Annotated in this window: 17 protein-coding genes; 13 read left to right on the top strand and 4 right to left on the bottom strand. The window is 65.3% G+C overall.

Annotation, left to right across the window (positions count from 1 at the left end):
• Positions 1-102 precede the first annotated feature (102 nt).
• The 5 genes from B2W55_RS28300 (at position 103) to B2W55_RS28280 (ending at position 9161) form a co-directional block, all read left to right on the top strand.
• A complete protein-coding gene (locus B2W55_RS28300; protein WP_024578742.1) occupies positions 103-6705 on the top strand; it encodes a cadherin repeat domain-containing protein in 6603 nt (2200 codons plus the stop codon).
• Between the two features lie 337 nt (positions 6706-7042).
• Positions 7043-7540, top strand: coding sequence for a phage tail protein (locus B2W55_RS28295; protein ID WP_024578741.1), 498 nt, complete (start codon positions 7043-7045; stop codon positions 7538-7540).
• A 12-nt stretch (positions 7541-7552) separates the two neighbouring features.
• Complete coding sequence (locus tag B2W55_RS28290) at positions 7553-8056, top strand: phage tail protein (RefSeq protein WP_024578740.1); 504 nt, start codon at positions 7553-7555, stop codon at positions 8054-8056.
• Positions 8057-8065: 9 nt separating this feature from the next.
• Positions 8066-8593, top strand: a complete 528-nt coding sequence (locus tag B2W55_RS28285; protein ID WP_024578739.1) for a phage tail protein — start codon at positions 8066-8068, stop codon at positions 8591-8593.
• A 7-nt stretch (positions 8594-8600) separates the two neighbouring features.
• Positions 8601-9161, top strand: coding sequence for a GNAT family N-acetyltransferase (locus B2W55_RS28280; protein WP_024578738.1), 561 nt, complete (start codon positions 8601-8603; stop codon positions 9159-9161).
• On the opposite strand, the gene B2W55_RS28275 is transcribed toward B2W55_RS28280, so the two are convergent.
• Positions 9143-9445 (bottom strand): DUF6916 family protein, encoded by a 303-nt coding sequence (locus B2W55_RS28275; RefSeq protein ID WP_024578737.1) that lies wholly within the window; start codon positions 9443-9445, stop codon positions 9143-9145. The two genes, B2W55_RS28280 and B2W55_RS28275, sit on opposite strands and share 19 nt — an antisense overlap.
• 304 nt (positions 9446-9749) lie before the next feature.
• Here B2W55_RS28275 and B2W55_RS28270 point away from each other — a divergent pair, with 304 nt between their 5' ends.
• The 8 genes from B2W55_RS28270 to B2W55_RS28235 all read left to right on the top strand — a co-directional run bounded on the left by B2W55_RS28270 (position 9750) and on the right by B2W55_RS28235 (position 19485).
• Positions 9750-10904 carry an iron-containing alcohol dehydrogenase gene (locus tag B2W55_RS28270; protein ID WP_024578736.1) on the top strand — a complete coding sequence of 385 codons (1155 nt, stop codon included), beginning with the start codon at positions 9750-9752 and terminating at the stop codon, positions 10902-10904.
• A 37-nt stretch (positions 10905-10941) separates the two neighbouring features.
• Entirely contained in the window at positions 10942-12492 is a 1551-nt protein-coding gene (locus B2W55_RS28265) for an AMP-binding protein (RefSeq protein ID WP_024578735.1), read from the top strand.
• Positions 12493-12589: 97 nt separating this feature from the next.
• Positions 12590-13477, top strand: coding sequence for a TauD/TfdA dioxygenase family protein (locus B2W55_RS28260; protein WP_024578734.1), 888 nt, complete (start codon positions 12590-12592; stop codon positions 13475-13477).
• 412 nt (positions 13478-13889) lie between these two features.
• Positions 13890-15485 (top strand): ABC transporter substrate-binding protein, encoded by a 1596-nt coding sequence (locus tag B2W55_RS28255; RefSeq protein WP_024578733.1) that lies wholly within the window; start codon positions 13890-13892, stop codon positions 15483-15485.
• A gap of 93 nt (positions 15486-15578) precedes the next feature.
• A complete protein-coding gene (locus B2W55_RS28250) occupies positions 15579-16526 on the top strand; it encodes an ABC transporter permease (protein ID WP_024578732.1) in 948 nt (315 codons plus the stop codon).
• Positions 16527-16589: 63 nt separating this feature from the next.
• Positions 16590-17483, top strand: coding sequence for an ABC transporter permease (locus B2W55_RS28245; protein WP_024578731.1), 894 nt, complete (start codon positions 16590-16592; stop codon positions 17481-17483).
• Positions 17483-18496, top strand: coding sequence for an ABC transporter ATP-binding protein (locus B2W55_RS28240; protein WP_024578730.1), 1014 nt, complete (start codon positions 17483-17485; stop codon positions 18494-18496). Before B2W55_RS28245 ends, B2W55_RS28240 begins: the two co-directional genes overlap by 1 nt.
• The gene (locus B2W55_RS28235) at positions 18493-19485 is read left to right on the top strand and encodes an ABC transporter ATP-binding protein (protein ID WP_024578729.1); all 993 of its coding nucleotides are present in this window, start codon (positions 18493-18495) and stop codon (positions 19483-19485) included. Before B2W55_RS28240 ends, B2W55_RS28235 begins: the two co-directional genes overlap by 4 nt.
• Before the next feature lie 159 nt (positions 19486-19644).
• On the opposite strand, the gene B2W55_RS28230 is transcribed toward B2W55_RS28235, so the two are convergent.
• The 3 genes from B2W55_RS28230 to B2W55_RS28220 form a co-directional block, all read right to left on the bottom strand.
• Positions 19645-21624 carry an acetyl/propionyl/methylcrotonyl-CoA carboxylase subunit alpha gene (locus B2W55_RS28230; protein WP_024578728.1) on the bottom strand — a complete coding sequence of 660 codons (1980 nt, stop codon included), beginning with the start codon at positions 21622-21624 and terminating at the stop codon, positions 19645-19647.
• On the bottom strand, positions 21621-23237 hold the full coding sequence (locus B2W55_RS28225; protein ID WP_024578727.1) for an acyl-CoA carboxylase subunit beta: 1617 nt from the start codon (positions 23235-23237) through the stop codon (positions 21621-21623). Before B2W55_RS28225 ends, B2W55_RS28230 begins: the two co-directional genes overlap by 4 nt.
• 154 nt (positions 23238-23391) lie before the next feature.
• Complete coding sequence (locus tag B2W55_RS28220; RefSeq protein WP_024578726.1) at positions 23392-24993, bottom strand: AMP-binding protein; 1602 nt, start codon at positions 24991-24993, stop codon at positions 23392-23394.
• Between the last annotated feature and the right edge of the window lie 80 nt (positions 24994-25073).

Raw genomic sequence — 25073 nt, 5'->3', positions numbered from 1 at the left:
CGAACAACAATGATCAACCCCTACGTGTGACCGGGTTCACACGCCGTTTTTCCAGACAAGTGTAATTATCGATCGGGCTTGGCACCGGTCGCTGGAGTGACCATGACGAGCATTCCCGCCTATACGATCGGTGACATCACCCGGCCGGAACTGCAGCTCGACTCGACCGGACATATCGTCCTGGATGGCGCGGCATCGGCATTCGCCGCGCAGTACGGCTTGCAATATCTCTATCTCGGCTGCCCTGCCGGTACCCCTTGGCCGCCGGTGACCGCCTCACTGTCGGCGCCAGTTGACATCAATTCGGGAGGTATCACCGTCTCCGAGGGCGCCGCCGCCAACACGCTCGTCAACCTCACCGCACAGGCCATCAGCAGCGCCGGCAATCCCGTCACCTACTCGCTGACCGGCGACAGCTCCAATGGCGGCTTCAAGATCGATCCTAACACCGGCGTGGTGTCGGTCGCCGACCCGACCAAGGTCAATTTCGTCACCAGCCCCGGTCACGCCTACACCGTCACCGTCCAGGCCAATGACGGCGTGTTGACGAGCTCGCAGAGCTTCGTCATCGCCGTCACGGACGTCGCGCCATCGACACCGGTCGACAGCAATGCGGCGCCCAACAAGGTCGCGGAAGGCGCGGCGGCCGGCAGCCTCGTCGGCATCACCGCGTCCGCGACCGACATGAATCCGGTGACCTACAGCCTGACCGGCGACAGTTCGGGCGGTGGCTTCGCCATCAATGCCACGACGGGCGTGATCACCGTCGCCGATCCGAGCAAGATCAATTTCACCACCGCGCCGGGCCACGCCTATACCGTCACCGCGACGGCAAGCGATGGCACGCTGAGCAGCTCGCAGATTTTCACGATCGACGTGACCTTGGGCGCGGCCACTCACTTTGCCGTGAACATCCCGGCCAACGGCGCAGCGGGGACGCCGGGCACGGTCACCGTGACCGCGCTCGACGCCCTGAACCACGTCGTCACCAACTACACCGGCACGGTCCACTTCACCTCGACCGACGGCCACGCCACGCTGCCGGCCGACATGACGCTGACCAACGGCTCCGGCAGCTTCAGCGAGACCCTGGATAGCGCAGGCAGCCAGACCATCACCGCCACCGACACGGTCGACCACACCGTGACCGGGACATCGAACGCCGAAACTGTGACGGCGGGCGCCGCCACCCATCTCTCGGTCAACCTTCCGGCCAACGGCACGGCGGGAACGCCGGGTTCGGTCACCGTCACCGCGCTCGATGCCTTCGGCAATGTCGCCACCAGCTACACCGGCACCGTCCACTTCACCTCGACCGACGGCCTCGCCACGCTGCCGGCCGACATGACGCTGACCAATGGCGTCGGCCATTTCAGTGAGACCTTCGACACCGCCGGCAACCAGACCATCACCGCGACCGACACGGTTAGCCCCGGCATCAACGGCACTTCGAATACGGAGGCGGTGAAGGGAGGTGCCGCGACCCATCTCGTGGTCAGCATTCCGGGCAACGGCGCAGCGGGGACGCCGGGCACGGTGACCGTGACCGCGCTCGATGCCTTCGGCAACGTCGCCACCGGCTACACCGGCACTGTCCACTTCACCTCGACCGACAGTCATGCGGTGCTGCCGGCCAACATGACCTTGACCAACGGCGTCGGCACCTTCAGCGAGACCTTCGACACCATCGGCAGCCAGACCATCACCGCGACCGACACGGTGAGCCCTGGCATCACCGGCACCTCGAACGCCGAGACCGTGACGGCGGGCGCCGCCACGCATTTTTCGATCAGCCTGCCGGCCAGCGCAACGGCGGGAACCGCGGCCATCGGCACGATCACCGCGCTCGACGCGCTCGGCAACGTCGCCACCGGCTACACCGGCACCGTCCACTTCACCTCGACCGACGGCCTTGCCACGCTGCCAGCCGACATGACCTTGACCAACGGCATCGCCACCTTCAGCGAGACCCTCGACACCGCGGGCAGCCAGACCATCACCGCGACCGACACGGTCCACAGCACCGTCACCGGCACCTCGAACGCCGAGACGATCACGGCGGGCGCCGCCACGCACTTCGCCGTCACGCTTCCCGCCAGCGGCGCGGCGGGAACGCCGGGTTCGGTCACCGTCACCGCGCTCGATGCCTTCGGCAATGTCGCCACCAGCTATTCGGGCACCGTCCACTTCACCTCGAGCGACGGCCTCGCCACGCTGCCGGCCGACATGACGCTGACCAACGGCGTCGGCACCTTCAGCGACACGCTCGATACCGCCGGCAACCAGACCGTCACCGCGACCGATACGGTGAGCCCTGCCATCACCGGCACCTCGAATCCGGAAACCGTGGCGGCCGCAGCCGCCACGCATTTCGTGGTCACGATTCCGGCCAATGGCGCCGCCGGCACCCCGGGGTCGGTGACCGTGACGGCGCTCGATGCCTTCGGCAACGTCGCCACCGGCTATACCGGCACCGTCCACTTCACCTCGACCGACGGTCACGCGGTGCTGCCGGCCAACATGATCTTGACCAACGGCGTCGGCACCTTCAGCGAAACCTTCGACACCCTCGGCAGCCAGACCATCACCGCGACCGACACCGTGAGCCCCGGCATCACCGGCACCTCGAACGCCGAGACCGTGACGGCCGGCGCCGCCACGCATTTTTCGGTCAGTCTGCCGGCCAGCGGAACGGCGGGGACCGCGGCCATCGGCACGGTCACCGCGCTCGACGCGTTCGGCAACGTCGCCACCGGCTACACCGGCACCGTCCACTTCACCTCGACCGACGGCCTTGCCACGCTGCCGGCCAACATGACCTTGACCAACGGCGTCGCCACCTTCAGCGAGACCCTCGACACCGCGGGCAGCCAGACCATCACCGCGACCGACACCGTGAGCTCGGCCATCACCGGCACCTCGGGCGTCGAAACGATCACGGCCGGCGCCGCCACGCATTTTGCGGTCACGCTTCCCGCCAGCGGCACCGCGGGGACGCCGGGTTCGACCACCGTCACCGCGCTTGATGCCTTCGGCAACGTCGCCACCGGCTATGCCGGCACCGTCCACTTCACCTCGAGCGACGGCCACGCCGTGTTGCCGTCCGACATGACGCTGAGCAACGGTGTCGGCACCTTCAGCGAAACGCTCGATACCGCAGGCAACCAGACCATCACCGCGACCGACACGGTCAGCGCCGGCGTCACCGGCACCTCGAACGCCGAAACCGTGGCGCCGGGCGCGGCCACGCATTTCGTGGTCACCATCCCGGCCAGCGGCACGACGGGTACCGCGGGCTCGGTCACCGTCACTGCGCTCGATGCCCATGACAACGTCGCGACCGGCTACACCGGCACCGTGCACTTCACGTCGAGCGACGGCAGCGCAATGCTGCCGACCAACATGACGCTGACCAACGGCGTCGGCACCTTCAGCGAGACATTCGAGAGCACCGGCAACCAGACCATCACCGCGACCGATACGGCCAATGCCGCCATCACCGGCACCTCGAACAGCGAAAACGTGACCGTTCCCGACCTGCCGCCGACCGCGACGGTGCCCGCGGATTCGTCGGTCGGGACGGCGTTCTCGCACACCAACCTCGCGATCTCGGGGCTTTCGATCACCGACGTCAGCGCCACCGGCAATGACGTCGCAACGATCACTTCAAGTCACGGCGCGCTGACATTCGACACCACCGGCCTCGCCAGCTTCACCAACAATGGCAGCCACACCGTCACGCTGACCGGGACGGTGGCGCAGATCAACACCGCGCTGGCGACGCTGACCTACAACAGCGACGACGGCTATACCGGCTCCGATACCGTCTCCCTCAACGTCGCCGACAACAATGGCAGCGCCGGGCCGCTCTCGTCGGGCCCGCAGAGCTTCCATGTCGGCGTCGTGCCGCAAGTGTTCTACATCGACAATTCGGCCACCGGCAGCGCCAACCTCGGCACCCAGCACGATCCATTTACGTCGATCGCCGCCTTCAACGCGGCGAACCCGGCAGGCTCCGGCGACTACGTCGTGCTCGAGCACGGCACCGGCACCTACAGCGAGGCCAACGGCATCAATCTCGCCAACGGCGTCAACCTGATCGGCGGCAGCCACACCTTGCAATTCACCAATCCGGTGACCAGCGCGGTGGTCACCGCCAACACCGGTTCCGGCACCGATCCGGTGATCAAGGTGACCGGCGCCGACAACGGCATCGACCTGCTCGGCACGACCGGCCACAGCATCACCGGCGTCAGCATCGACACCTCGGCTTCGACCGGAATCGGCATCAGCGACGACGGCAACAATGTCGGCACCGTGACGATGTCCGACATCACGGTCAATACGTCGAGCGGCGCCGGCCTGAGCTTCACCCATGGCGGCACCATCACCGTCACCGGGGCAACCAACACCATCACGTCCACGACCGGCACCGCGCTCGACGTCGAGCACACCAATATCGGCGCCGGCAATCTGACCTTCCAGAGCATCTCGTCCACCGGCACGTCGAGCAGTGCCGGCATCATTCTCGACACGACCGGCACGGCCGGTGGCCTTGTGATCACCGGCACCGGAGTCGCCGGCTCCGGCGGCACCATCGACAACAAGACCGGCAGCGATATCCTGACCGGCACCGATGCCGGCGGGCAGACCACGTCCGGCACGAACGGGACCGGCATTTTCCTGCACAGTACCGCCAACGTGTCGCTCACCGACGTGACGTTGCACGATTTCAGCAATTTCGCGATCTACGGCAACAACGTCACCGGCTTCACGCTCGCGAACAGCACGATCAGCGGCACGAACGGCAGCAGCAATGCCGGCGATCGCGAAGAGAGCAGCATCCGGTTCGACAATCTGCTCGGCACCGCCTCGATCACGGGATCCAGCATCTCCGGCGGCTACACCCAGAATGTCGATCTCTACAACACCAGCGGCACGCTGAACCGCCTGACGATGGACAGCGACACGTTCGGCCTGATCGGTACAACCGGCGGCAACGACAATGTCCTCGCCCAGGTCTACAATTCGGCGACCGCCAACTATACCGTCACCAACAGCAGCTTCGCCGGGACGCGTTCCGATTTCATCGCCCTGATCGCCAACAACAATGCGTCGATGGACGCGGTGGTCCGGAGCAATACCTTCCACAACGGCGAAGCCATCGTTCCCGGCGGCGGCACCGGGGTCGATATCCGCAGCGGATCCGGCACCCTCGCCTCGGCCGCCACCACCACCTTCGACATCTCGCACAACGTCCTGACCGATGGCGGCGCCAACGCGTTCGACACCGTGGGCATCTTCGTCGCCAAGGGCGCCGACAGCGGCACCATGTCGGGCACGATCGCCAGCAACGAGATCGGCCCGGCGAAGGCCGGCTCGAACTCCGACGGCATTTTCGTGCGCGACGCCGGCGCCGGCTCGCTGACGACGCTGATCCAGAACAACACCATCACCGGAGCGGGCGACTCCGGCATCGCGCTGCAAAACAACGACGGCAGTTCGACCCTGAACGCCTCGCTGTACGGCAACTCGGTGTCGTCTCCAACCTCCACCAGTCCGTTTGCAGCGCTCGATGTCGAAAACGGTGCGACCGCGTCGGACACCAGCACGACCAACATCGTGATCGGGACGGGATCCGGCAGCACGACGGGCAGCAGGAACACGCTGAACCACAATTCGAGCTACGCCACCGACGTCGAGCTGAGCAATTTCAACGGCAACACCCACCTGAACCTGTCGAAGAACGGTTCGACCTCCGGCTCGGCGCAGGGCGTGATCACCGACGACGACACCAGCAGCACCGGCGGCATCAGCGTCGACACCACCGGCGGTATCGGCACGACGACACTGGTCAGCACGCTGCCGGCGCTTCCGGCTGCGGTCGCGCCGCTGCTCGCCGAGGCGGGCGGCGTGCAGGCTGCGACGCCCAGCACCGGAGAGGTGCACCTGACCCAGGGCGAGCTCAATGCGGTGGTGTCGGCTGCGATCGCCGAATGGGCATCCGCGGGCGCCAGTTCGGCTGCGCTCGCCGCCCTGCATGCCGTCACCTTCAGCATTGCCGATCTCGGCGGCCAGATCATCGGGCAGGAAGGCGCAGGACATATCACGATCGACGTCGACGCCGCCGGCCATGGCTGGTTCATCGACCCGACCGTCTCGGACAGTTTCGAGTTCGCGCACGCCCTCAATGCCGCGGGCACGGATCTCCTGACCGATCCGTCGACGGCCGCGGCGGGCCATCTCGACCTCCTCACCACCGTGGCGCATGAACTGGGCCATGTGCTCGGCCTTCCCGACTTGATCTCGCCGTCCGACGTCAACGACCTGATGTATATCGGCCTCGCCGATGGCGAGCGCCGTCTGGTCAGTGCCGCCGACGTCGTCCAGGCCAACGCCAACACACAGGGCGCCGCGTCCCCGCAGAATGATGCGTCGACGACTCAACCAACGGGCAAATCGGCACTTACCGGCGCCGCCTCGAGCCAAGGCTTCGACTTCTCGACGATGGCCCAGGCGTCGTCGCAGACCGACGCCGGCCATGAGTCGAGCCTCGCGCGGAATGTGCAGGCGCTGACCGATCTGTTCGGCGGGCCATCCAGTGCCGCCGCGCCATGGTGGACCGGCCACGAAATGATATTGGCGGCCATGGGCGGCACGCCGACCGATTATCACGTTCAGACCCACCACGATCTCGTGGTTTGATCTAATCAAGCGGCTCATCGCGCCCGTGGGTTCATGTCCGCTTCGTGACATGACGTCCGCGCGATCGATCCCGTGCCGCCCGCGCGAGCCGGCGATCGACGAAGCGGACGCATAAAAAATTACAAAAGCGGACCAATCGTTGAGGTTGCACTCGACACAAAACACGCTATCGTGCGCTGGTTACCTGTATGACGACATTTCGCGGCATTTTCATTCACTGGGTCACCAGCCAGTCACGTCACTGACGGACCTCGTCGCCAACAACTCGCGTCGCCGACAAAACCGGGCCACCGGCAAACCGAATCACTGACAGCACGACCAGTCTGACGGAGGATCGATGTCCGAACCGTTTCTCTCGGAAATCAAGATGGTGTCGTTCAACTTCCCGCCGAAAGGCTGGGCGTTTTGCAACGGCCAGACGATGCCGATCAATCAGAACCAGGCTCTGTTCTCGCTGCTCGGCACGACCTATGGCGGCAACGGCATGACGACCTTTGCGCTGCCCAATCTGCAAGGAAAGGTGCCGGTCCATATGGGCTCGGGCTTCGCGTTGGGCCAGACCGGCGGTGAGGCGTCGCACACGTTGTCGATCGCCGAGATGCCGCAGCACCCGCATGTATTTCAGGGGACGACCAACAACGCCGACAATCCCGCGGTCACCGGCAACCTGATGGCGACGTCGGCCAATCTCTACACCGCCGCCAACAATCTGACGACGCTCGACCCGAGCACCGTCGGCAATGCCGGAGGCTCGCAGGCCCACGAAAACATGCAGCCCTATCTCGCGGTCAGCTTCTGCATTGCATTGCAGGGCATCTTTCCCACCCAGAACTGAGGGACGCCCGCCATGAGCCAGCCCTATATCGGCGAGATCCGCATGTTCGCCGGCAATTTTGCGCCGCTCAACTGGATGCTCTGCCAGGGACAGGTCCTGCCGATCTCGCAATACGACACCTTGTACAATCTGATCGGAACGACCTATGGCGGCAACGGCCAGACCACATTCGCCTTGCCAAATCTCCAGGGCCGGCTGCCGTTGCACCAGACCGGCAATTATCCGATCGGGCTGATCGGGGGTAGCGAGCAGGTGACGCTGATCACCCAGCAACTGCCCGTCCACTCCCACCCGATGGCGGCCTCCCAGAACAACGCGACCAGCAACACGGTGACCGGCAACGTCGTGGGCAGCGTGGGCGCGACGCAGATCTACCGCGAGGTCCCGGCCGCGTCGGCGATGGCGAACCAGGCGTGCTCGCTGGTCGGCGGCAACCAGCCGCATGACAACATGCAGCCGTACCTTTGCATCAACTTCATCATTGCGCTGTTCGGCGTTTATCCAAGTCAAAGCTAGGACGGGACCATGTCTGATCCATTCGTGGCCGAGATTCGCATCTTCCCGTTCAATTTTGCGCCGAGGGGATGGGCGTTCTGCGACGGCCAGTTGATGCCGATCTCGCAGAACACCGCGCTGTTCTCGCTGCTCGGCACGATTTATGGCGGCAACGGCAAGAGCACTTTCGGGCTGCCCAACATGCAAGGCAGTTCGCCGATGCAACAGGGGCAAGGCTCTACCGGCACCATTTACGACATCGGGCAGACCGGCGGCACCACGACGGTGACGCTGCTGCCAACTGAAATGCCGCAGCACAACCATGCGATCCAGGGCAACATCAATCCAGCCAACCTCGCAGCTCCGAGCCCGGTGCGATCGCTGGCGCGGGCCAATCCAGGCCAGGCCTATACCGGGACGCTGACCAATATTTCGCCGTTCTCGGCGGCGAGCTCGATCGGGCCGACCGGCGGCAGCAGGCCCCACAACAATCTGATGCCCTACCTCACCCTGAATTTCTGCATCGCGTTGCAGGGCATCTTCCCGCAGCGCGGCTGACCCGGTCATGGCAGATAGATCGCGCAGCGATCCGGCGCTAGCGGCCTTCGGCTGGATCCGCGCCGCGGAGGCCGGCTTGCGCTTCCGCCGCATCAATGATGCCGATCTGCCTTTCCTCGAGCGGCTCTATGCCTCGACCCGCGCCGAGGAGCTGGCGCTGACGCCGTGGAGCGCGGAGCAGAAGGCCGCTTTCCTGGCGATGCAGTTCAAGGCGCAGCACGCGCATTACCAGCAATATTATCCGACCGCCGACTGGCTGGTGGCGATGCGCGACGGAGCGGATATCGGACGGCTCTATGTCGACCGCTGGCCGAGCGAGCATTGCGTCATCGATATCGCCTTGCTGCCGGAGCATCGCGGATCGGGTCTCGGCGGCGCGCTGATGCGCGACCTGCTCGACGAGGCGGCCGCGGCCGGCAAGGCGGTGTCGATCCATGTCGAGAAATTCAATCCGGCGATCCGGCTGTACCACAGGCTCGGCTTCATCGCCGAGGAGGATAAGGGCGTCTACGACCTGATGCGGTGGCGCGCGGCAGGCGCCTCAGGCCATCAGGTGAAGATCGCCTGATAGCCGTTGCCGTCTTCGAGCGGGCCGATCGGCACCAGGAAGATGTCGATCATGCCCAGCGCCGGGTGCCGTACCGGATAGGTCGCCTGCGGCAGCCATTGCCCGTTCGGTCCCGCGAACAGCAGCGAGAACGCGCCGCCCGCCCGGCCGCTGTTGCCCGCAAGCTCGACCTTGACGAGCTTCAGGGCCACGACGCGATCCGCCGCCTGCATCTCGAACACGGCATCCTGGTGCGGCGTGAAATCATCGATATGCAGTTTCGCCAGATCGACGGTGGATGTCATGCGGTGCCCCTGTTGACCGCAAAGCTGTAGCACGCCGCACCCGGCCGCGCGACGGGATGACGCGAGCGCAGCAGGGCAACTAAACGCAAGACTCGGACGCATGGCGCCGCGAGGGTGTGGATTCATGACCAACGCACGACGCCAGATCTCCGCAATGGTCCTGGCGAACGCCAGGCCGACAGTGATGGGTGCGGCGCCGTCGAATACGCAGCCCGAGGACCCTGATGACGGCCCCGATTTCCTCCGCTAACCTCGCCGCAAAGGGCCGCCGGCAAGGCGGACGGTATTGAGGGAGGAAATCCACGTGCATCGAGGCCGTGTCGTATTTGGCGCCATGGACGAGGTCGTGTTCGGGCGGGCCGCCCGTGAGGCCATCGTCGAGCAACTGGACCGGCTTGGCGCGCAGCGCGCCTTTTTGATGGTCTCCGGCACGCTGAACCGCGAGACCGACGAGATCGAAAAGGTCCGCCAGGCGCTCGGCGCGCGCTGCGTCGGCACCTTCGACCGGATGCCGGCGCATACGCCGCGCGCGGCGGTCATCGCCGCGACGGAACAGGCGCGTGACGCGCAGGCCGACCTGATCGTCACGATCGGCGGCGGCTCGATCACCGACGGCGCCAAGGCGGTGCAGCTCTGCCTCGCCAACAACGTCACGACATCAGACGGCATCGACACGATCCGCACCCATGGCGGGGTCATACCCGAGATGAGGCCGCCGGTCGTGCGCCAGATCAGCGTGCCGACCACCATCGCCGGCGGCGAGTTCTCCTCGATCGCCGGCGTCACCAACGAGGCCAAGCGGCAGAAGGAGATGCTGCGCCATCCGCTGGTGATACCGCGCGCCACCATCCTCGATCCGGAATTGTCGGTGCACACGCCGGACTGGCTGTTCCTGTCGACCGGCATCCGCGCCGTCGATCATTGCGTCGAGGGCATCTGCTCGCGCGAGGCGCATCCTTACGGCGACGCGCAGGCACTGAAGGGACTAGAGATGCTGGCGGCCGGCCTGCCGCGGGTGAAGGCGGACCCGAAGGACATTTCGGCACGGATGGATTGCCAGATCGGCACCTGGCTCTCGACCGGCCCGCTCGCCTCCGGTGTGCCGATGGGCGCCAGCCACGGCATCGGCTACGTGCTCGGCGCCGAGTTCGACGTGCCGCATGGCTACACCTCGTGCGTGATGCTGCCCGCGGTGATGCGCTGGAACAAGCGCGACAATGCCGACCGGCAGGCGCTGGTCGCGGCCGCGATGGGGCATCCGGGCGAGGACGCCGGTGATGTGCTCGACGGCTTCATCCGCGACCTCGGCATGCCCCGCAGCCTCAAGGAGGTGCAGGTCGGCCCCGAACATTTCGATCGCGTCGCGGCAGGCGCGATGCGCACACCCTGGGTGCCGCGCAATCCACGCAAGATCGACGGCCCGTCCCAGGTGCGCGAGATTCTGCTGATGGCGGCCTAGAACAAGAACCAGCCGCGAAGAGGGGGAATGGAGTTCGATGTACACCGGCAAGCATGCTTACCTGCGTCCGCTGCAACCCGCTTTCATCATGGCCGGGACCGGCGAGATCGTCACCTATCGCGAGCTCGAGGCGAGCAACAACCGCCTCGCGCATCTGTTCCGCAACCGCGGCATGAAGCGGCTCGATCATTATTCGATCTTCATGGAGAACAACAACCGCTACCTCGAAGCCTGCGGCGCCGGCGAACGTGCGGGACTCTATTACACCTGCGTCAATTCCTACCTCACGGCGGGCGAACTCGCCTACATCCTGACCAACAGCCAGTCGCGGATCCTGATCACCTCGAAGCTGAAGCTCGAGATCGCACGCGAGGCGCTGAAGGAGTGTCCGCAGGTCGAACTCTGCATCGTGGTCGACGGCGACAGCGAGAGCGAGCGGATCGTCGGGCTGCAACAGGTGACCGCGGGCTTGCCGGCAACGCCGATCGCGGACGAATATGCCGGCACCGCGATGCTGTATTCGTCCGGCACCACGGGCCGGCCCAAGGGCATCGTGCGGCCGCTGCCGGAGCAGCCGCCGTCGCAGAACCTGCCGCTGTTCGATTTCCTGACCAAGCTGTGGCACTACCGCGAGGGCATGGTCTATCTGTCGCCGGCGCCGCTCTATCACTCGGCGCCGCAGGCCGCGGTCAATCTCACCATCCGGATGGGCGGCACCGTCGTGATCATGGAGAGCTTCGATCCCGAGCGCTATCTCCAGTTGGTCGAGCAATGGGGCATCACCCACAGCCAGCTGGTGCCGACCATGTTCTCGCGCATGCTGAAGCTGCCCGAACAGGTTCGCAGCCGCTACGATCTGTCGACGCTCGAGATCGCCGTTCATGCCGCCGCGCCCTGCCCGGCGCTGGTCAAGGACGACATGATCAAATGGTGGGGACCGATCATCCACGAATATTACGGCGCGACCGAAGGCCTCGGCTTCACCGCCTGCAACAGCGAGGAATGGCTCGCACATCGCGGCACCGTCGGCAGGGTCTTGCTCGGCGACCTGCATATCCTCGACGAGAACATGCAGCCCTGCCCCAAGGGCACGCCCGGCACCGTGTGGTTCAAGACCGGATCGCCATTCGAATATTTCAACGATCCCGCCAAGACCAGCGAAGCGCGCTCGGCCGACGGCAGCATGAGCACGGTCGGCGACGTCGGCTATGTCGACGACGACAACTTCCTCTATCTCACCGACCGCGCCACCTTCATGATCATCTCCGGCGGCGTGAACATCTATCCGCAGGAATGCGAGAATTTGCTGATCACCCATCCCAAGGTTGCCGACGCCGCGGTGTTCGGCGTGCCCAATGTCGATCTCGGCGAGGAGGTGAAAGCGGTGGTGCAGCCGGCCGAGGGAATCGCGCCGGGGCCGGAGCTCGCCGAGGAGTTGATTGCGTTCTGCGCAGGCTCACTGTCGCGCCAGAAGGTGCCGCGCTCGGTGGATTTCGAGGCCGAGCTGCCGCGGCTGCCGACCGGAAAACTCTACAAGCGCCTGCTGCGCGACCGCTATTGGGGCAACAAGACCTCACGGATCGTGTGAAGCTGACGCGCACCTGCTCCGCGCACGACGAATTTGTCGCGCTTGCAGCCCTGCCGTAAGCTCGCAACGACAAGAAAGAACAAGGGAGGACTTGCCGATGGAAGTGATCCCACTGCGCGACGGCTTCGGTGCCGAATTGCGCGGCGTCACGTTGTCAGACGTCGCCGCCAGCGATGCGGCCTATGCGGCAGTGCGCGCGGCGTTCGAGGAGCATTCGGTGCTGGTGTTGCGCGGCCAGGAGGTCAGCGACGACATCCAGCTCGCCTTCTCGCGCCGCTTCGGTCCGCCCGAGACGACCAAGGTTGGCTCGATGGGCACCGGATCGCATTTCGTGATCCTCTCGACCTTCGGACCCGACGGCAAGGTGGTTCCATCGGACCATCGGCAACAGCTGCGCGCCAAGGCCAACCAGCTCTGGCACACCGACTCCTCCTTCAAGCGCGTGCCGGCGCTGACCTCTATCCTGTCCGCGCGCATCATCCCGGAGCATGGCGGCGAGACCGAATTCGTCTCGATGCGGCTTGCCTTCGAGCGGCTCGACAAGGACGTGGCGAAGCGGCTGGAGAACTCGTTCGCCTGGCACTCCTATGCGCATTCGCGCAGCAAGGTGGCGGCCGGGCTTGCGACAACGGAAGAAACCGACGCGCTGCCGCCGGTATGCTGGCGCATGGTGTGGCGCAATCCGGTCAACGGCCGTGGCGCGCTGTATCTCGCCTCCCACGCCTATGGCGTCGAGGGCATGGATGCCGATGCCGGCAAGGTGCTGATCGAGCAGTTGACCGAGGCGGCGACCGCGCCCGGCGTCAGCTATCTGCATCAGTGGAAGCAGGGCGACGTCGTGATGTGGGACAACCGCGCCACCATGCATCGCGGGCGCCCCTGGCCGGCGCATGAAGGCCGCCTGATGATCCGCACCACCATCTCTGCGACTGACGCCGATGGTGTCGCGACCATGCACCTGCCCTCGCCGCAGGCGGCGGAGTGAGGTGATGCTATCTCACCGTCATCCTGAGGAGCCGTGGAGCGGCGAAGGATGAACGGCCTGGCCGGTGGCCGTGCATCCTTCGAGGCTCGCCCAGCGGCGCGATTGCGCCGCAAGGCTCGCACCTCTGGATGACGGGACAAGCCGTTGTGCGAAACGTCGGCGACAAACTGTCGCTGATTGCGGGGCGCTCTCACCGCGCATCTCGACGTCGACATTCGAAATCGAACGCAGATCGATCATTACATAGCAAAACCGGGCGAGTTCCACGCCATCACGGTCAGTATGTACGTTTTAACGCCCTCACGTCATCCGAATTGCCAATCCGCGCACGACCCGCGCCGGTTGCCCGATCGCCTCACCGTGGTATCGTCGATGCCAATCGGCCATTGAGACCGGAATGTGGGAGGGGACCATGCGGAGCGTGCAAGCGCTGGCCGTCGCGGTGTTGTCTGTGCTGACTGTCAACGACGCGTCACACGCAGCCGAGCCGAAATCCGGCGGCATTTTCAGGATCTATCACCGCGACAGTCCCGGCAGCGCCTCGATCCACGAGGGCTCGACCTATTCGGTGAACATTCCGTTCATGCCGATCTTCAACAATCTCGTCATCTTCGATCAGCACGTCGCGCAGAACAGCACGAGCACGATCCGGCCCGAGCTTGCGGAGAGCTGGGCCTGGAGCGGCGACAACAAGACGCTGACCTTCAAGCTGCGCAAGGACGTGAAATGGCACGACGGCAAGCCGTTCACCTCGGCCGACGTCAAATGCACCTTCGACATGCTGATGGGCAAGTCGCCGCAGAAGTTCCGGCAGAACCCGCGCAAGTCCTGGTACGACCAGGTCGACGAGGTCACGACCAGCGGCGACTATGAGGCGTCGTTTAAGCTGAAGCGGCCGCAGCCGGCGCTGCTGTCTCTGCTCGCCTCGGGCTACTCGCCGGTCTATCCCTGCCACGTCTCGCCGGCAGAAATGCGCACCAAGCCCGTCGGCACCGGCCCGTTCAAGTTCGTCGAGTTCAAGGCCAACGAATCGATCAAGCTCACCAAGAACCCCGATTACTTCAAGAAGGGCCTGCCCTATCTCGACGGCATCGAGTTCACCATCATCCCGAACCGCTCGACCGCGATCCTCGGCTTCGTCTCCGGCAAGTTCGACATGACGTTCCCGACCGAAGTCTCGATCCCGCTGCTGAAGGACGTCAAGTCGCAGGACCCGACAGCGGTCTGCGTTGTGGAACCGAACAACGTCTCCACCAACATCATCATCAATTCGACCGCGCCGCCGTTCGACAATCTCGACATCCGCCGGGCGCTGGCACTCGCGCTCGATCGCAAGGCGTTCATCCAGATCATGTTCGAAGGCCAGGGCGACATCGGCGGCACCATGGAGCCGGCACCCGCCGGGCTGTGGGCGATGCCCAAGAACATGCTGGAGCAGATCCCGGGCTACGGCCCCGACATCGAGAAGAACCGCGAGGAAGCCCGCAAGCTGATGCAGAAGGCGGGCTATGGCCCGGACAAGCATCTGCAGATCAAGGTGTCGACCCGCAACATCGCCGTCTATCGCGATCCCGCCATCATCCTGATCGACCAGATCAAGAGCATCTATATCGACGCCGAGCTCGACGTCGTCGACACCGCGCAATGGTTCCCGAAGATCGCACGCAAGGACTATTCGCTCGGCCTCAACCTCACCGGCAATGCCGTCGACGAGCCTGACCAGTCGTTCTACGAGAATTACGCCTGCGGCTCCGAGCGGAACTACACCAATTATTGCAACAAGGACATCGAGAAGCTGTTCGACCAGCAGTCGGAAGAGACCGATGTCGAGAAGCGCAAGAAGCTGGTCTGGGAGATCGACAAGAAGCTACAGGAGGATGTCGCCCGTCCGATCATCTTCCATGCCCGCACCGGCACCTGCTGGAAGCCCTACGTGAAGAATGTCACGATCATGTCCAACAGCTCCTATAACGGCTATCGCTACGAAGACGTCTGGCTGGATAAATAGGCATAGCGTTTTCAAGCGAAGCGGATACCGGTTCGCGTCAAGAAAACGCGTTAAAAAGAAAACCACAGGCGAGAGATCAGGGAGAGAGCCAGGGTGTTTGCCTATATCGTGCGGCGGCTTTTCCTGATGCTCGTGACCCTGTTCGGGATCTCGGTCATCATCTTCGTGCTGCTGCGCGTCGTTCCCGGCAACATCGTCGACATCCTGTTCGACGCCGCGGGCTTCGTCGATCCCGCCGACAAGGCCAATCTGGAGCGCGAACTCGGCCTCAGCCAGCCGATCGCGATCCAGTATCTGCACTGGATCGGCGGCCTGCTGCACGGCGATCTCGGCTATTCCTACGTCTCGGAGAAGCCGGCGCTGGAGGAGATCCTGCCGCGGATCCCGATCACCGCACGGCTCGCGGGCCTGGCGCTATTGTTCTCCGCCTCGATCGGCATCCCGCTCGGCGTGATCAGCGCCGTGCACCAGGGCTCGAAGCTCGATTATGCACTGCGGGTCGTCAGCCTCAGCGGCCTGTCGCTGCCGTCGTTCTGGCTCGGCCTGTTGATCCTGATGGCCTCGGTCTCGCTGTTCGGGACCATGCCGATCTTCAATCCGAACCCGAAGACCTGGCTCGAGGCGTTCAGCATCTATGCGGTGCCGGCGATGGCGGTCGGCTTCCGCAGCGCGGCGCTGACCATGCGCATCACCCGCTCCTCGATGCTGGAGATCCTGCGCCAGGACTATATCCGCACCGCGCGTGCCAAGGGCGCTTCTGAGGCCTCGGTGAACTATCACCACGCACTGAAGAACGCGGTGCTGCCGGTCATCACCGTGATCGGCATCGAGGCCGCGTTCCTGATCGGTGGCCTGATCGTGACCGAGACCGTGTTCAACATCCCCGGCATCGCCCGCTTCCTGGTCGAGGCGCTGCGCTGGCGCGACTATCCAATCGTGCAGAACCTCGTGATGCTGATCGCCGTCGTCGTGGTGGTCGTGAATTTCATCGTCGACATGCTCTATGCGGCGATCGATCCGCGCATCAGATTCGGAGACTAGAACATGATCCGGAGAAGTGGTGGCGGGTGTTCCGACAAGATCATGCTCAACTAAAGAGAGATCATGGCGACGATCAATTTCGACAGCGAATTGCGACGCGCCGGGGCCAACGCCACCGGCGGCTGGGGACGGCTGGCGTTCCTCGCGCAGCGCCATGTGCTCGGCACCATCGGCCTGATCATCATGCTGCTGTTCGTGCTGACCGCGATATCAGCCGACCTGATCTGCCGTTACGATCCGCTCAGCGTCGATTCCGCGCACCGGCTGGCCGCGCCATCGGCGCTGCACTGGTTCGGCACCGATTCGTTCGGTCGCGATGTCTGGAGCCGCATCATCCACGGCGCGCGGATCTCGCTGGCGGTCGGCATCGGCTCCACGACGCTGGGCGCCACGCTCGGCGTCATCGTCGGCCTCGCCTCCGGCTATCTCTCCGGCTGGGTCGACCTCGTGTTCCAGCGGGTGACCGACATCCTGCAATCGTTGCCGCTGCTGGTGCTCGCGCTGGTCATGACTGCGGCGCTCGGCCCCTCGCTGCCGAACGTGATCCTCGCGATCGCCATTCCCCTGATCCCGACCGTTGCCCGCGTGATTCGGGCCAACACGCTGGCGTTGCGCGAGCAGCCGTTCGTCGAGGCTGCCAAGTCGATCGGCATGAGCGAGACGCGGATCGCGCTGCGCCACGTGCTGCCGAACACCATCGCACCGCTGATCGTGCTGGCCACCGCGCAGCTTGGCTCGACCATCCTGACCGAGGCGTCGCTATCCTTCCTCGGCCTCGGCATTCCCGAGCCCTATCCGTCCTGGGGCCGCATGCTGTCTGAATCCGCCGCCGAATATGTCCGCACCGCACCCTGGCTGGTGATCTTCCCGGGCATCGCGATCAGCCTCGCGGTGTTCGGCACCAACCTGTTCGGCGACGCGCTGCGCGACATCCTCGATCCGAGGCAGCGCGGCTGATGAGCGAGGCACTTCCGGCAGAGACGGTTCTCGACGTGAGGAACCTGCAAACGGTGTTCTTCACCAATTCCGGCCTGTTCCGCGCGGTCGACGACGTCTCGTTCACGGTTCGCCGCGGCGAGACCCTGGCGATCGTCGGTGAATCCGGCTGCGGCAAGAGCGTCAGCGCGCTGTCGATCATGCGCCTGGTGCCCGATCCGCCCGGCCGCATCGTCGGCGGCTCGGTCACGCTCGAAGGCACCGACCTGCTGAAGCTCGACGATGCCGCGATGCGCGCCATCAGGGGCAACCGCATCTCGATGATCTTCCAGGAGCCGATGACCTCGCTCAATCCGGTGATGCGGATCGGCGACCAGATCATCGAGGCGGTCCGGTTGCATCAGAAGGTGAGCAGCAGGGAGGCCTGGAAGCAGGCCGTCGACATGCTGCGGCTGGTGCGCATTCCAGAACCGGAGCGCCGCGCCCACGAGTATCCGCATCAGCTCTCCGGCGGCATGCGGCAGCGCGCCATGATCGCGATGGCGCTGGCATGCCGGCCGGCGCTGTTGATCGCAGATGAGCCGACCACCGCGCTCGACGTCACCATCCAGGCCCAGATCCTGGCGCTGATCGTCGATTTGCAGCAACGGCTCGGCACCGGGCTGATCCTGATCACCCACGATCTCGGCGTCGTGGCGCAGACCGCGCAGCGCGTGATCGTGATGTATGCCGGCAAGAAGGTCGAGGAGGCGACGGTCGAAGAGCTGTTCGAGACGCCGCTGCATCCCTACACACGTGGCCTGATGGCCTCGATCCCGGCAGTGCCCTCCCCCGGCGCCAAAACCGACGTGCGGCTGGTCGAAATCCCCGGCATGGTGCCGTCGCTGACCAAGCTGCCGCCCGGCTGCGCCTTCGCGCCGCGCTGCAAGCTCGCGGTCGAGCGCTGTCGCCAGGAGTATCCGCCGCTCGACGAGGTCAAACGCAATCACTGGGCCGCATGCTGGCGCGCCGGCGAGATGGCGGAGGCGTCGTGACCGAGCAGCGCCCGCTCCTCGAAGTCACCGATCTGGTCAAGCACTACGCGGTGCGCGGCGGCGTGCTGCGCCGGCAGGTCGGCACCGTGCATGCGGTCGACGGCGTCAGCTTTGCGCTCGGCGCCGGCGAGACGCTCGGCCTCGTCGGCGAATCCGGCTGTGGCAAGTCGACGGTGGCGCGCACCGTGCTGCGGCTGGTCGAGCCGACCAGCGGCGCGATCCGGCTCGACGGCGAGGACATCGCGCCGCTGAGCAAGACCGCACTGCGGCCTTACCGCCGCTCGATGCAGATTGTGTTCCAGGACCCGTTCGCCTCGCTCAACCCACGCATGACGGCCGGCGACATCGTCGGCGAGCCTCTGACCGTGCATGGACTGGCGAGTGGGACGAAGAAGCAGGAGCGGGTCGCGGAGCTGTTCCAGCAGGTCGGCTTGCGCGCCGACCAGATGAAGAACTTCCCGCATCAGTTCTCCGGCGGCCAGCGCCAGCGCATCTGCATCGCGCGGGCGCTGTCGCTCGGGCCGCGGTTGATCGTCTGCGACGAACCGGTCTCCGCGCTCGACGTCTCGATCCAGGCGCAAGTGATCAATCTCTTGATCGACCTGCAACGCAAGCAGAACTTTTCCTATTTGTTCATCGCGCATGATCTCGCCGTTGTCGCCCATATCAGCCACCGCGTCGCCGTGATGTATCTTGGGCGCATCGTCGAGATCGCCGACAAGCACGAGTTGTTCGCCAATCCGCGGCACCCTTATACGCAGGCCCTGCTCGCCTCGGTGCCGATCGCCGATCCCAAGGCCAAACGCGCCGCGCCGCTGATCGACGGCGACGTGCCAAGCCCGATCAACCCACCGCCCGGCTGCGCCTTCCACACCCGCTGCCGCTACGCGATCGATCGCTGCAAGACGGAACGGCCGGCGTTACAGACGGCGGGCGCGGGGCATCAGGTCGCGTGCTGGCTGAATGACGGGACGGGGCGTGCTGAGTAAGGCCGTCGTCCCGGCGAAAGCCGGGACCCATAACCACCGTTGCTCGTTGATTTGCAACGCTGTGGCTCCAGCGCACGTTAACAACATCGATCAATGGTTATGGGTCCCGGGTCGCGCTTCGCTTGCCCGGGACGATAGTCCTTATACGAGCGCCTCGATTTATGCCGCCGCCTCGATCTCCACCACGATCTTCCCCGTCGTCACCTGCTCGCCCTCGGCGACGTCGATCGACGACACCGTGCCCGCGACGCCGGCGGTGTGGACATGCTCCATCTTCATCGCCTCCAGCGTCATCACCGGCTGGCCGGCCGCGACCTTGTCGCCGGCCTTCACCAGCACCGAGACGACCCGGCCGTTCATGGCGGCGCGGACCTTGCCGTCGCCACCGGCGGCTGACGCACTCTCCGGCGGTGCGAGCGTCAGATCGCGCGCCGACAGCGTGACGCCACGATGCAGGACAAAAAGCCGGTCACCATCGCGCAGGAATGTGGCCTGCTCCATCAGGCCATCGTGATGGAGGCGAATGGTGTCGTGACTGAGCTCATCGATCGCGAAGCTGAAGCGATCGCCGTTGCAGGTCACGAGGTAGCTGCCGTCGCGTTCGCGGACGATCTCGATCTGCCGCACGCCACGGCCGAGATCGATCCGCAAGCCGAGCGGGAATGTCGCGGACAGAGACCGGCCGCACTGCCATGGCGGCGCATGCGGATTGGTGACGTAGAGCAGCAGGGCCGCGAGCGCGAGGTCGCTGCTGCGATCAGCCCGAGGCGCCAGCAGCGCCTCGCGGTTGTCACCGATGAAGCCCGTGGTTGCCTCGCCCCTGGCAAAGACCGGATGGCGCAGGCAGTCGATCAGGAAGCCCTGATTGGTGGTGACGCCGAACGCCGTGACCTGCTCCAGCGCGCAAATCAATTTGCCGCGCGCCTCGTCGCGCGTCGCACCATGGCTGATGACCTTGGCGATCATCGAATCATAGAACGGCGGGATCTCCGAGCCGGATTTAAGGGCGTGCTCGACGCGGAGGCCGTCGGGCATCTGCCAGCGCGCCATCGTACCGGATTGCGGCATGAAATCGTGCCCGGCATCCTCCGAGCACAGCCGCACCTCGATGGCGTGGCCGGAGAACGCGATGTCCTCCTGCGCCACGCCGAGCGGCTCGCCGCGGGCAACGCGGAGCTGCAATTCGACCAGATCGAGCCCGGTGATCGCCTCCGTGACGGGATGCTCGACCTGGAGCCGCGTGTTCATCTCCATGAAATAGAAATTGCCGGCGCGATCGAGCAGAAACTCCAGCGTGCCGGCGCCCTCATAGCCGATTGCCTTGACCGCCTGCACCGCGACCGCGCCCATCCGCGCGCGCAGCTCCGGCGTCACCGCCGGCGACGGCGCCTCCTCGATCAGCTTCTGGTGCCGCCGCTGCACCGAACAATCGCGTTCGCCGAGATGGATGGCGTTGCCATGACGGTCGCCGAACACCTGGATCTCGATATGGCGCGGATCGACGATCGCGCGCTCGAGGATGACGGCGGGATCGCCGAACGCGCCCTGCGCTTCCGATCGCGCGCTGCGCAGCGCATCCGGAAACGCCGCCGCGTCCGTGACCAGCCGCATGCCACGGCCGCCACCGCCGGCGACCGCCTTGATCATCACGGGGAAGCCGATGCTCTTCGCCGCGGCCAGCATCCCGGCATCGCCCTGGTCGGCGCCCTGATAGCCGGGCACGCAAGGTACGCCGGCCTTTTGCATGATGTCCTTGGCGCCAGCCTTGTTGCCCATCGCGAGGATCGCCTCCGGCGACGGCCCGATGAACACCAGACCCGCATCGCGGCACGCCTGCGCAAAGTCTTCGTTCTCGGCGAGAAAGCCGTAGCCGGGATGCACCGCGCTGGCGCCGCTGGCCTTGGCGGCTGCGATGATCGCGTCGATCTTCAGATAGGATTGCGCCGGCAGCGCCTCGCCGATCCGCACCGCCTGATCGGCCTCGCGCACATGCAGCGCGTCGCGGTCTGCGTCGGAATACACCGCGACGACGCCGTAGCCGAGCCGTCGCGCCGTGCGCATGATACGCAACGCGATCTCACCACGGTTGGCGATCAGGATCTTGAAGAACGGCGTCCGCTTCACGATGGCTCCGCTCATGGCCGCGCCACCGAGAACTGCATGCGCTGCGGGGTCCGCGCCTCGGCCTCGCGGCAGATCGCAAGCACCTCTGACAGCACCGTTCGCGTATCGCGCGGATCGATCACGCCGTCGTCGAGCACACGGGCGCTGGTCGAGAACACGTCCATCTGGCTGTCGAACACCCCGGTGATCTGCGCCTTCATCGCCTCCAGCTTCTCCTTCTCGATCGGCTTGCCGCGCCGCGCCGCGGCCGCTTCAGTGACGATAGCCATGGTTTCGGCGGCCTGCTCGCCGCCCATCACGGCGGTCTTGGCATTCGGCCAGGAGAAGCAGAACCGCGGATGGAAGCCGCGGCCACACATGCCGTAATTGCCGGCGCCGAACGAGGCCCCGCAGTACAGCGTGATCTGCGGCACCGTCGCCGAGGTCACCGCCTGGATCATCTTCGAGCCGTGCTTGATCATGCCGGCCTCTTCGTAGGCGCGGCCGACCATGTAGCCGGTGGTGTTGTTCATGTAGAGGATCGGCGTGCGCGACTGGCAGCAGGCCTGGATGAAATGCGTCGCCTTGTTGGCGCCGGGCACGTCGAGCGGGCCGTTGTTGGTGATGATGCCGATCGCCTGGCCCTCGATACGGGCATGGCCGCAGACCGTGGCCGGTCCGTAGTTGGCACCGAACTCGGTGAAATCGGAATCATCGATGAAGCGCGCGATCGCCTGGCGCATGTCGACGGGTCGCTTGTGATCCATCGGCATGATGCCGAGCAGTTCCTCCGCGTCATAGCGCGGCGGCTTGAATGCAGCAGGTTCCGGGCTCGGACGATCCCAGGGGAGTTTGGCCAGGATCTCGCGGGCGATGCGCAGCGCGTCGCGGTCGTCCTCGGCGAGATAGTCACCAAGGCCCGAGACCTGGGTGTGCATCTCGGCACCGCCGAGCTCCTCCTCGGTCGCGATCTCGCCGGTGGCGGCCTTGAGCAGGGGTGGCCCGGCGAGGAAGGCGCGGGTGCGGCCGCGCACCATCACGATGTAGTCGGACAGCCCGGTCTGGTACGCGCCGCCCGCGGTCGAGGAGCCGTGCGTCACGGTGACGACGGGAAGCCCGGCCGCGGACAGCCGCGCCAGATTGCGGAAGATGTTGCCGCCGCGGACGAAATCCTCGACCCGGTAACGCAGCAGATTGGCGCCGGCGCTCTCGACCAGTTGCACATAAGGCAGCTTGTTCTCCAGCGCGAGCTCCTGCACCCGCAGCGTCTTGTCGAGACCGTAGGGTTGCAGCGCGCCCGCATCGATGCCGGCGTCATTGGCGCTGACCATGCAGCGGATGCCGGAGACGAAGCCGATCCCTGCGACCAGCCCGCCGCCGGGCACGCTCTTGTCCGCATCCGGCACATCGAACATGTAGCCGGCGAGCGTCGACAATTCGAGGAATGGCGCGCCGGGATCGAGCACCAGCGCGACGCGCTCGCGCGGCAGCAACTGGCCGCGCTTGTGGAAGCGATCCTTGGCGGCGGCGGAGGCCTTGCGCGTGCGCTCCTCCAATCCTCGCATCCGGGCGATCAGCGCCAGCATGCCATCGCGATTGCCCTGGAACGCGATGCTGCCGGTGGAAATCGTGTTCTCGATGATGGCCATGGGATCACCTCCTCCCGTCATTCCGGGATGCGCCAAAGGCGCAGGCCGCAGATGCGCAATTGCGCGTCGGGGAATCCATACTCACGATCGTGGTGATGGATTCCGGGCTCGCGCTGCGCGCGCCCCGGAATGATGAAACTGAATATGCGACCCATCACGCGCTCTTCTCCACAAAATGCTCACGATACTGCTGCCGCAGCTCGACCTTGCGCAGCTTGCCAGTCGCGGTCATCGGCATCTCCTCCAGGATACGCACCAGCTTCGGCACCTGGAAGCCGCCGAGATGCTTCCGGCAATGCGCCTCGATGCCGGCCACGTCGGCCACCGCGCCGGGCTTCAGCTTGACGAAGGCGGAGACCGCCTCGCCCCATTGCGGATGCGGCAGCCCGACCACTGCGGCGTTCTGCACCGCGGGATGCGCCAGCAGCGTCTCCTCGATCTTGACGGAGGCGACGTTCTCGCCGCCCGACTTGATCATGTCCTTCTTGCGGTCGAGGAACAGCACCTCGCCATTGCCGTCGATCAAAGCGAGATCGCCGGTATGATGCCAACCGAACTTGCGGGCCTCCTCGGTCGACTTCGGGTCCTTGTAGTAACCCATCATCACGTTGGGGCCGCGATGCACCAGCTCGCCGACCTCGCCGCGCGGCAGCAGGTTGCCGTTGTCGTCCATGATCGCGGTCTCGTTGACAACGAGCGATTCGCCCCAGTAATTGCCGAAACGGTCGAGCTGCACCTCCGGGCGCGACATCGTCGTCGCCGGATACATCTCGGTCTGGCCGCTGGTGAGCACGAAATTCGGACAGAGATCAGCGATGGCGCGTTCGAGCAGCGGCTTGCCCATCGGCGCCATGGTGTAGATGCAGCAGCGAAGAACCGACAAGTCGTACTCGCGCCGGCGCGGATGATCGAGGATCGCCTGGTACATCAAGGACAGCCCGACGAACATCGTGAGCCTGTCGCGGACGATCGCCTCCATGCAGACCACCGGATCGAAGCCGCGCATCAGCGCCATGCGGCCGCCGACCGAGAGATAGCTGAGCAGCAGCACATGGCCGGCGCAGTGGAACAGCGGAAACTGCCCGGTGATCCCGTCATCGCGCGAGAGCTGCATCTCGATGCAGTTGCTCATCACGGCCATGACCACGGCGAGATGGCAATGCATCGCGCCCTTTGGCCGCGACGTCGTACCCGACGTGTAGATGATCATCGCGAGATCGCGGTCGTTGATCTCGATCTCAGGCTCGATGTCGGACTGGCCCGCCAGCAGGCCGTTGAATTCCTCCAATCCGGTCTTTTCCGCATGGCCGGTCAGGTCGACCGCGATCATCTCCATGCCACGCGCTTCCAGCGCGGCGCGGCGGTCGGGCTGGGCATGGAGGTTGTCGTCGATGATGGCGAATCGGACCTCGGCATGGCCGAGGATGTAGTCCATGTCCGCCGGGCCGAGCATGGTGTTGATCGGCACCCAGACCAGGCCGGCGCGGTGGATGCCGAACAGCGCTTTGACCAACTCGACGGAGTTGTTGCAGATGGTCGAAATCTTTTCGCCCGGCTTCAATCCACGTTGCACCAGATGGTTGGCGAAGCGATTGGCGTCGCACTCCAACTCGGTGAACGTGACTTGCCTGTTGCCATCGGTCAGCGCGACGCGATCCGGAAACCGCCGCGCGGCGCGCTTCAGCAGGTCGCCGATCGCGACCCGCCCGATGCGGCCCGGGCCCGTGACGCCGCCGGTGGCTGCGAGATTGTCCATGCCTTGCTCCTCATTCGCCGTCATTCCGGGGCAGCCCGAAGGGCTGAGCCCGGAATCCATGGCGCCACAGGACGTGCGGC

The organism is Bradyrhizobium sp. UBA2491 (assembly GCF_002341725.1).
Classification (GTDB): Bacteria; Pseudomonadota; Alphaproteobacteria; order Rhizobiales; family Xanthobacteraceae; genus Bradyrhizobium.
The sequence above is the reverse complement of the archived record's forward strand: the minus strand, read 5'-3'. Positions and strand labels throughout refer to the sequence as shown.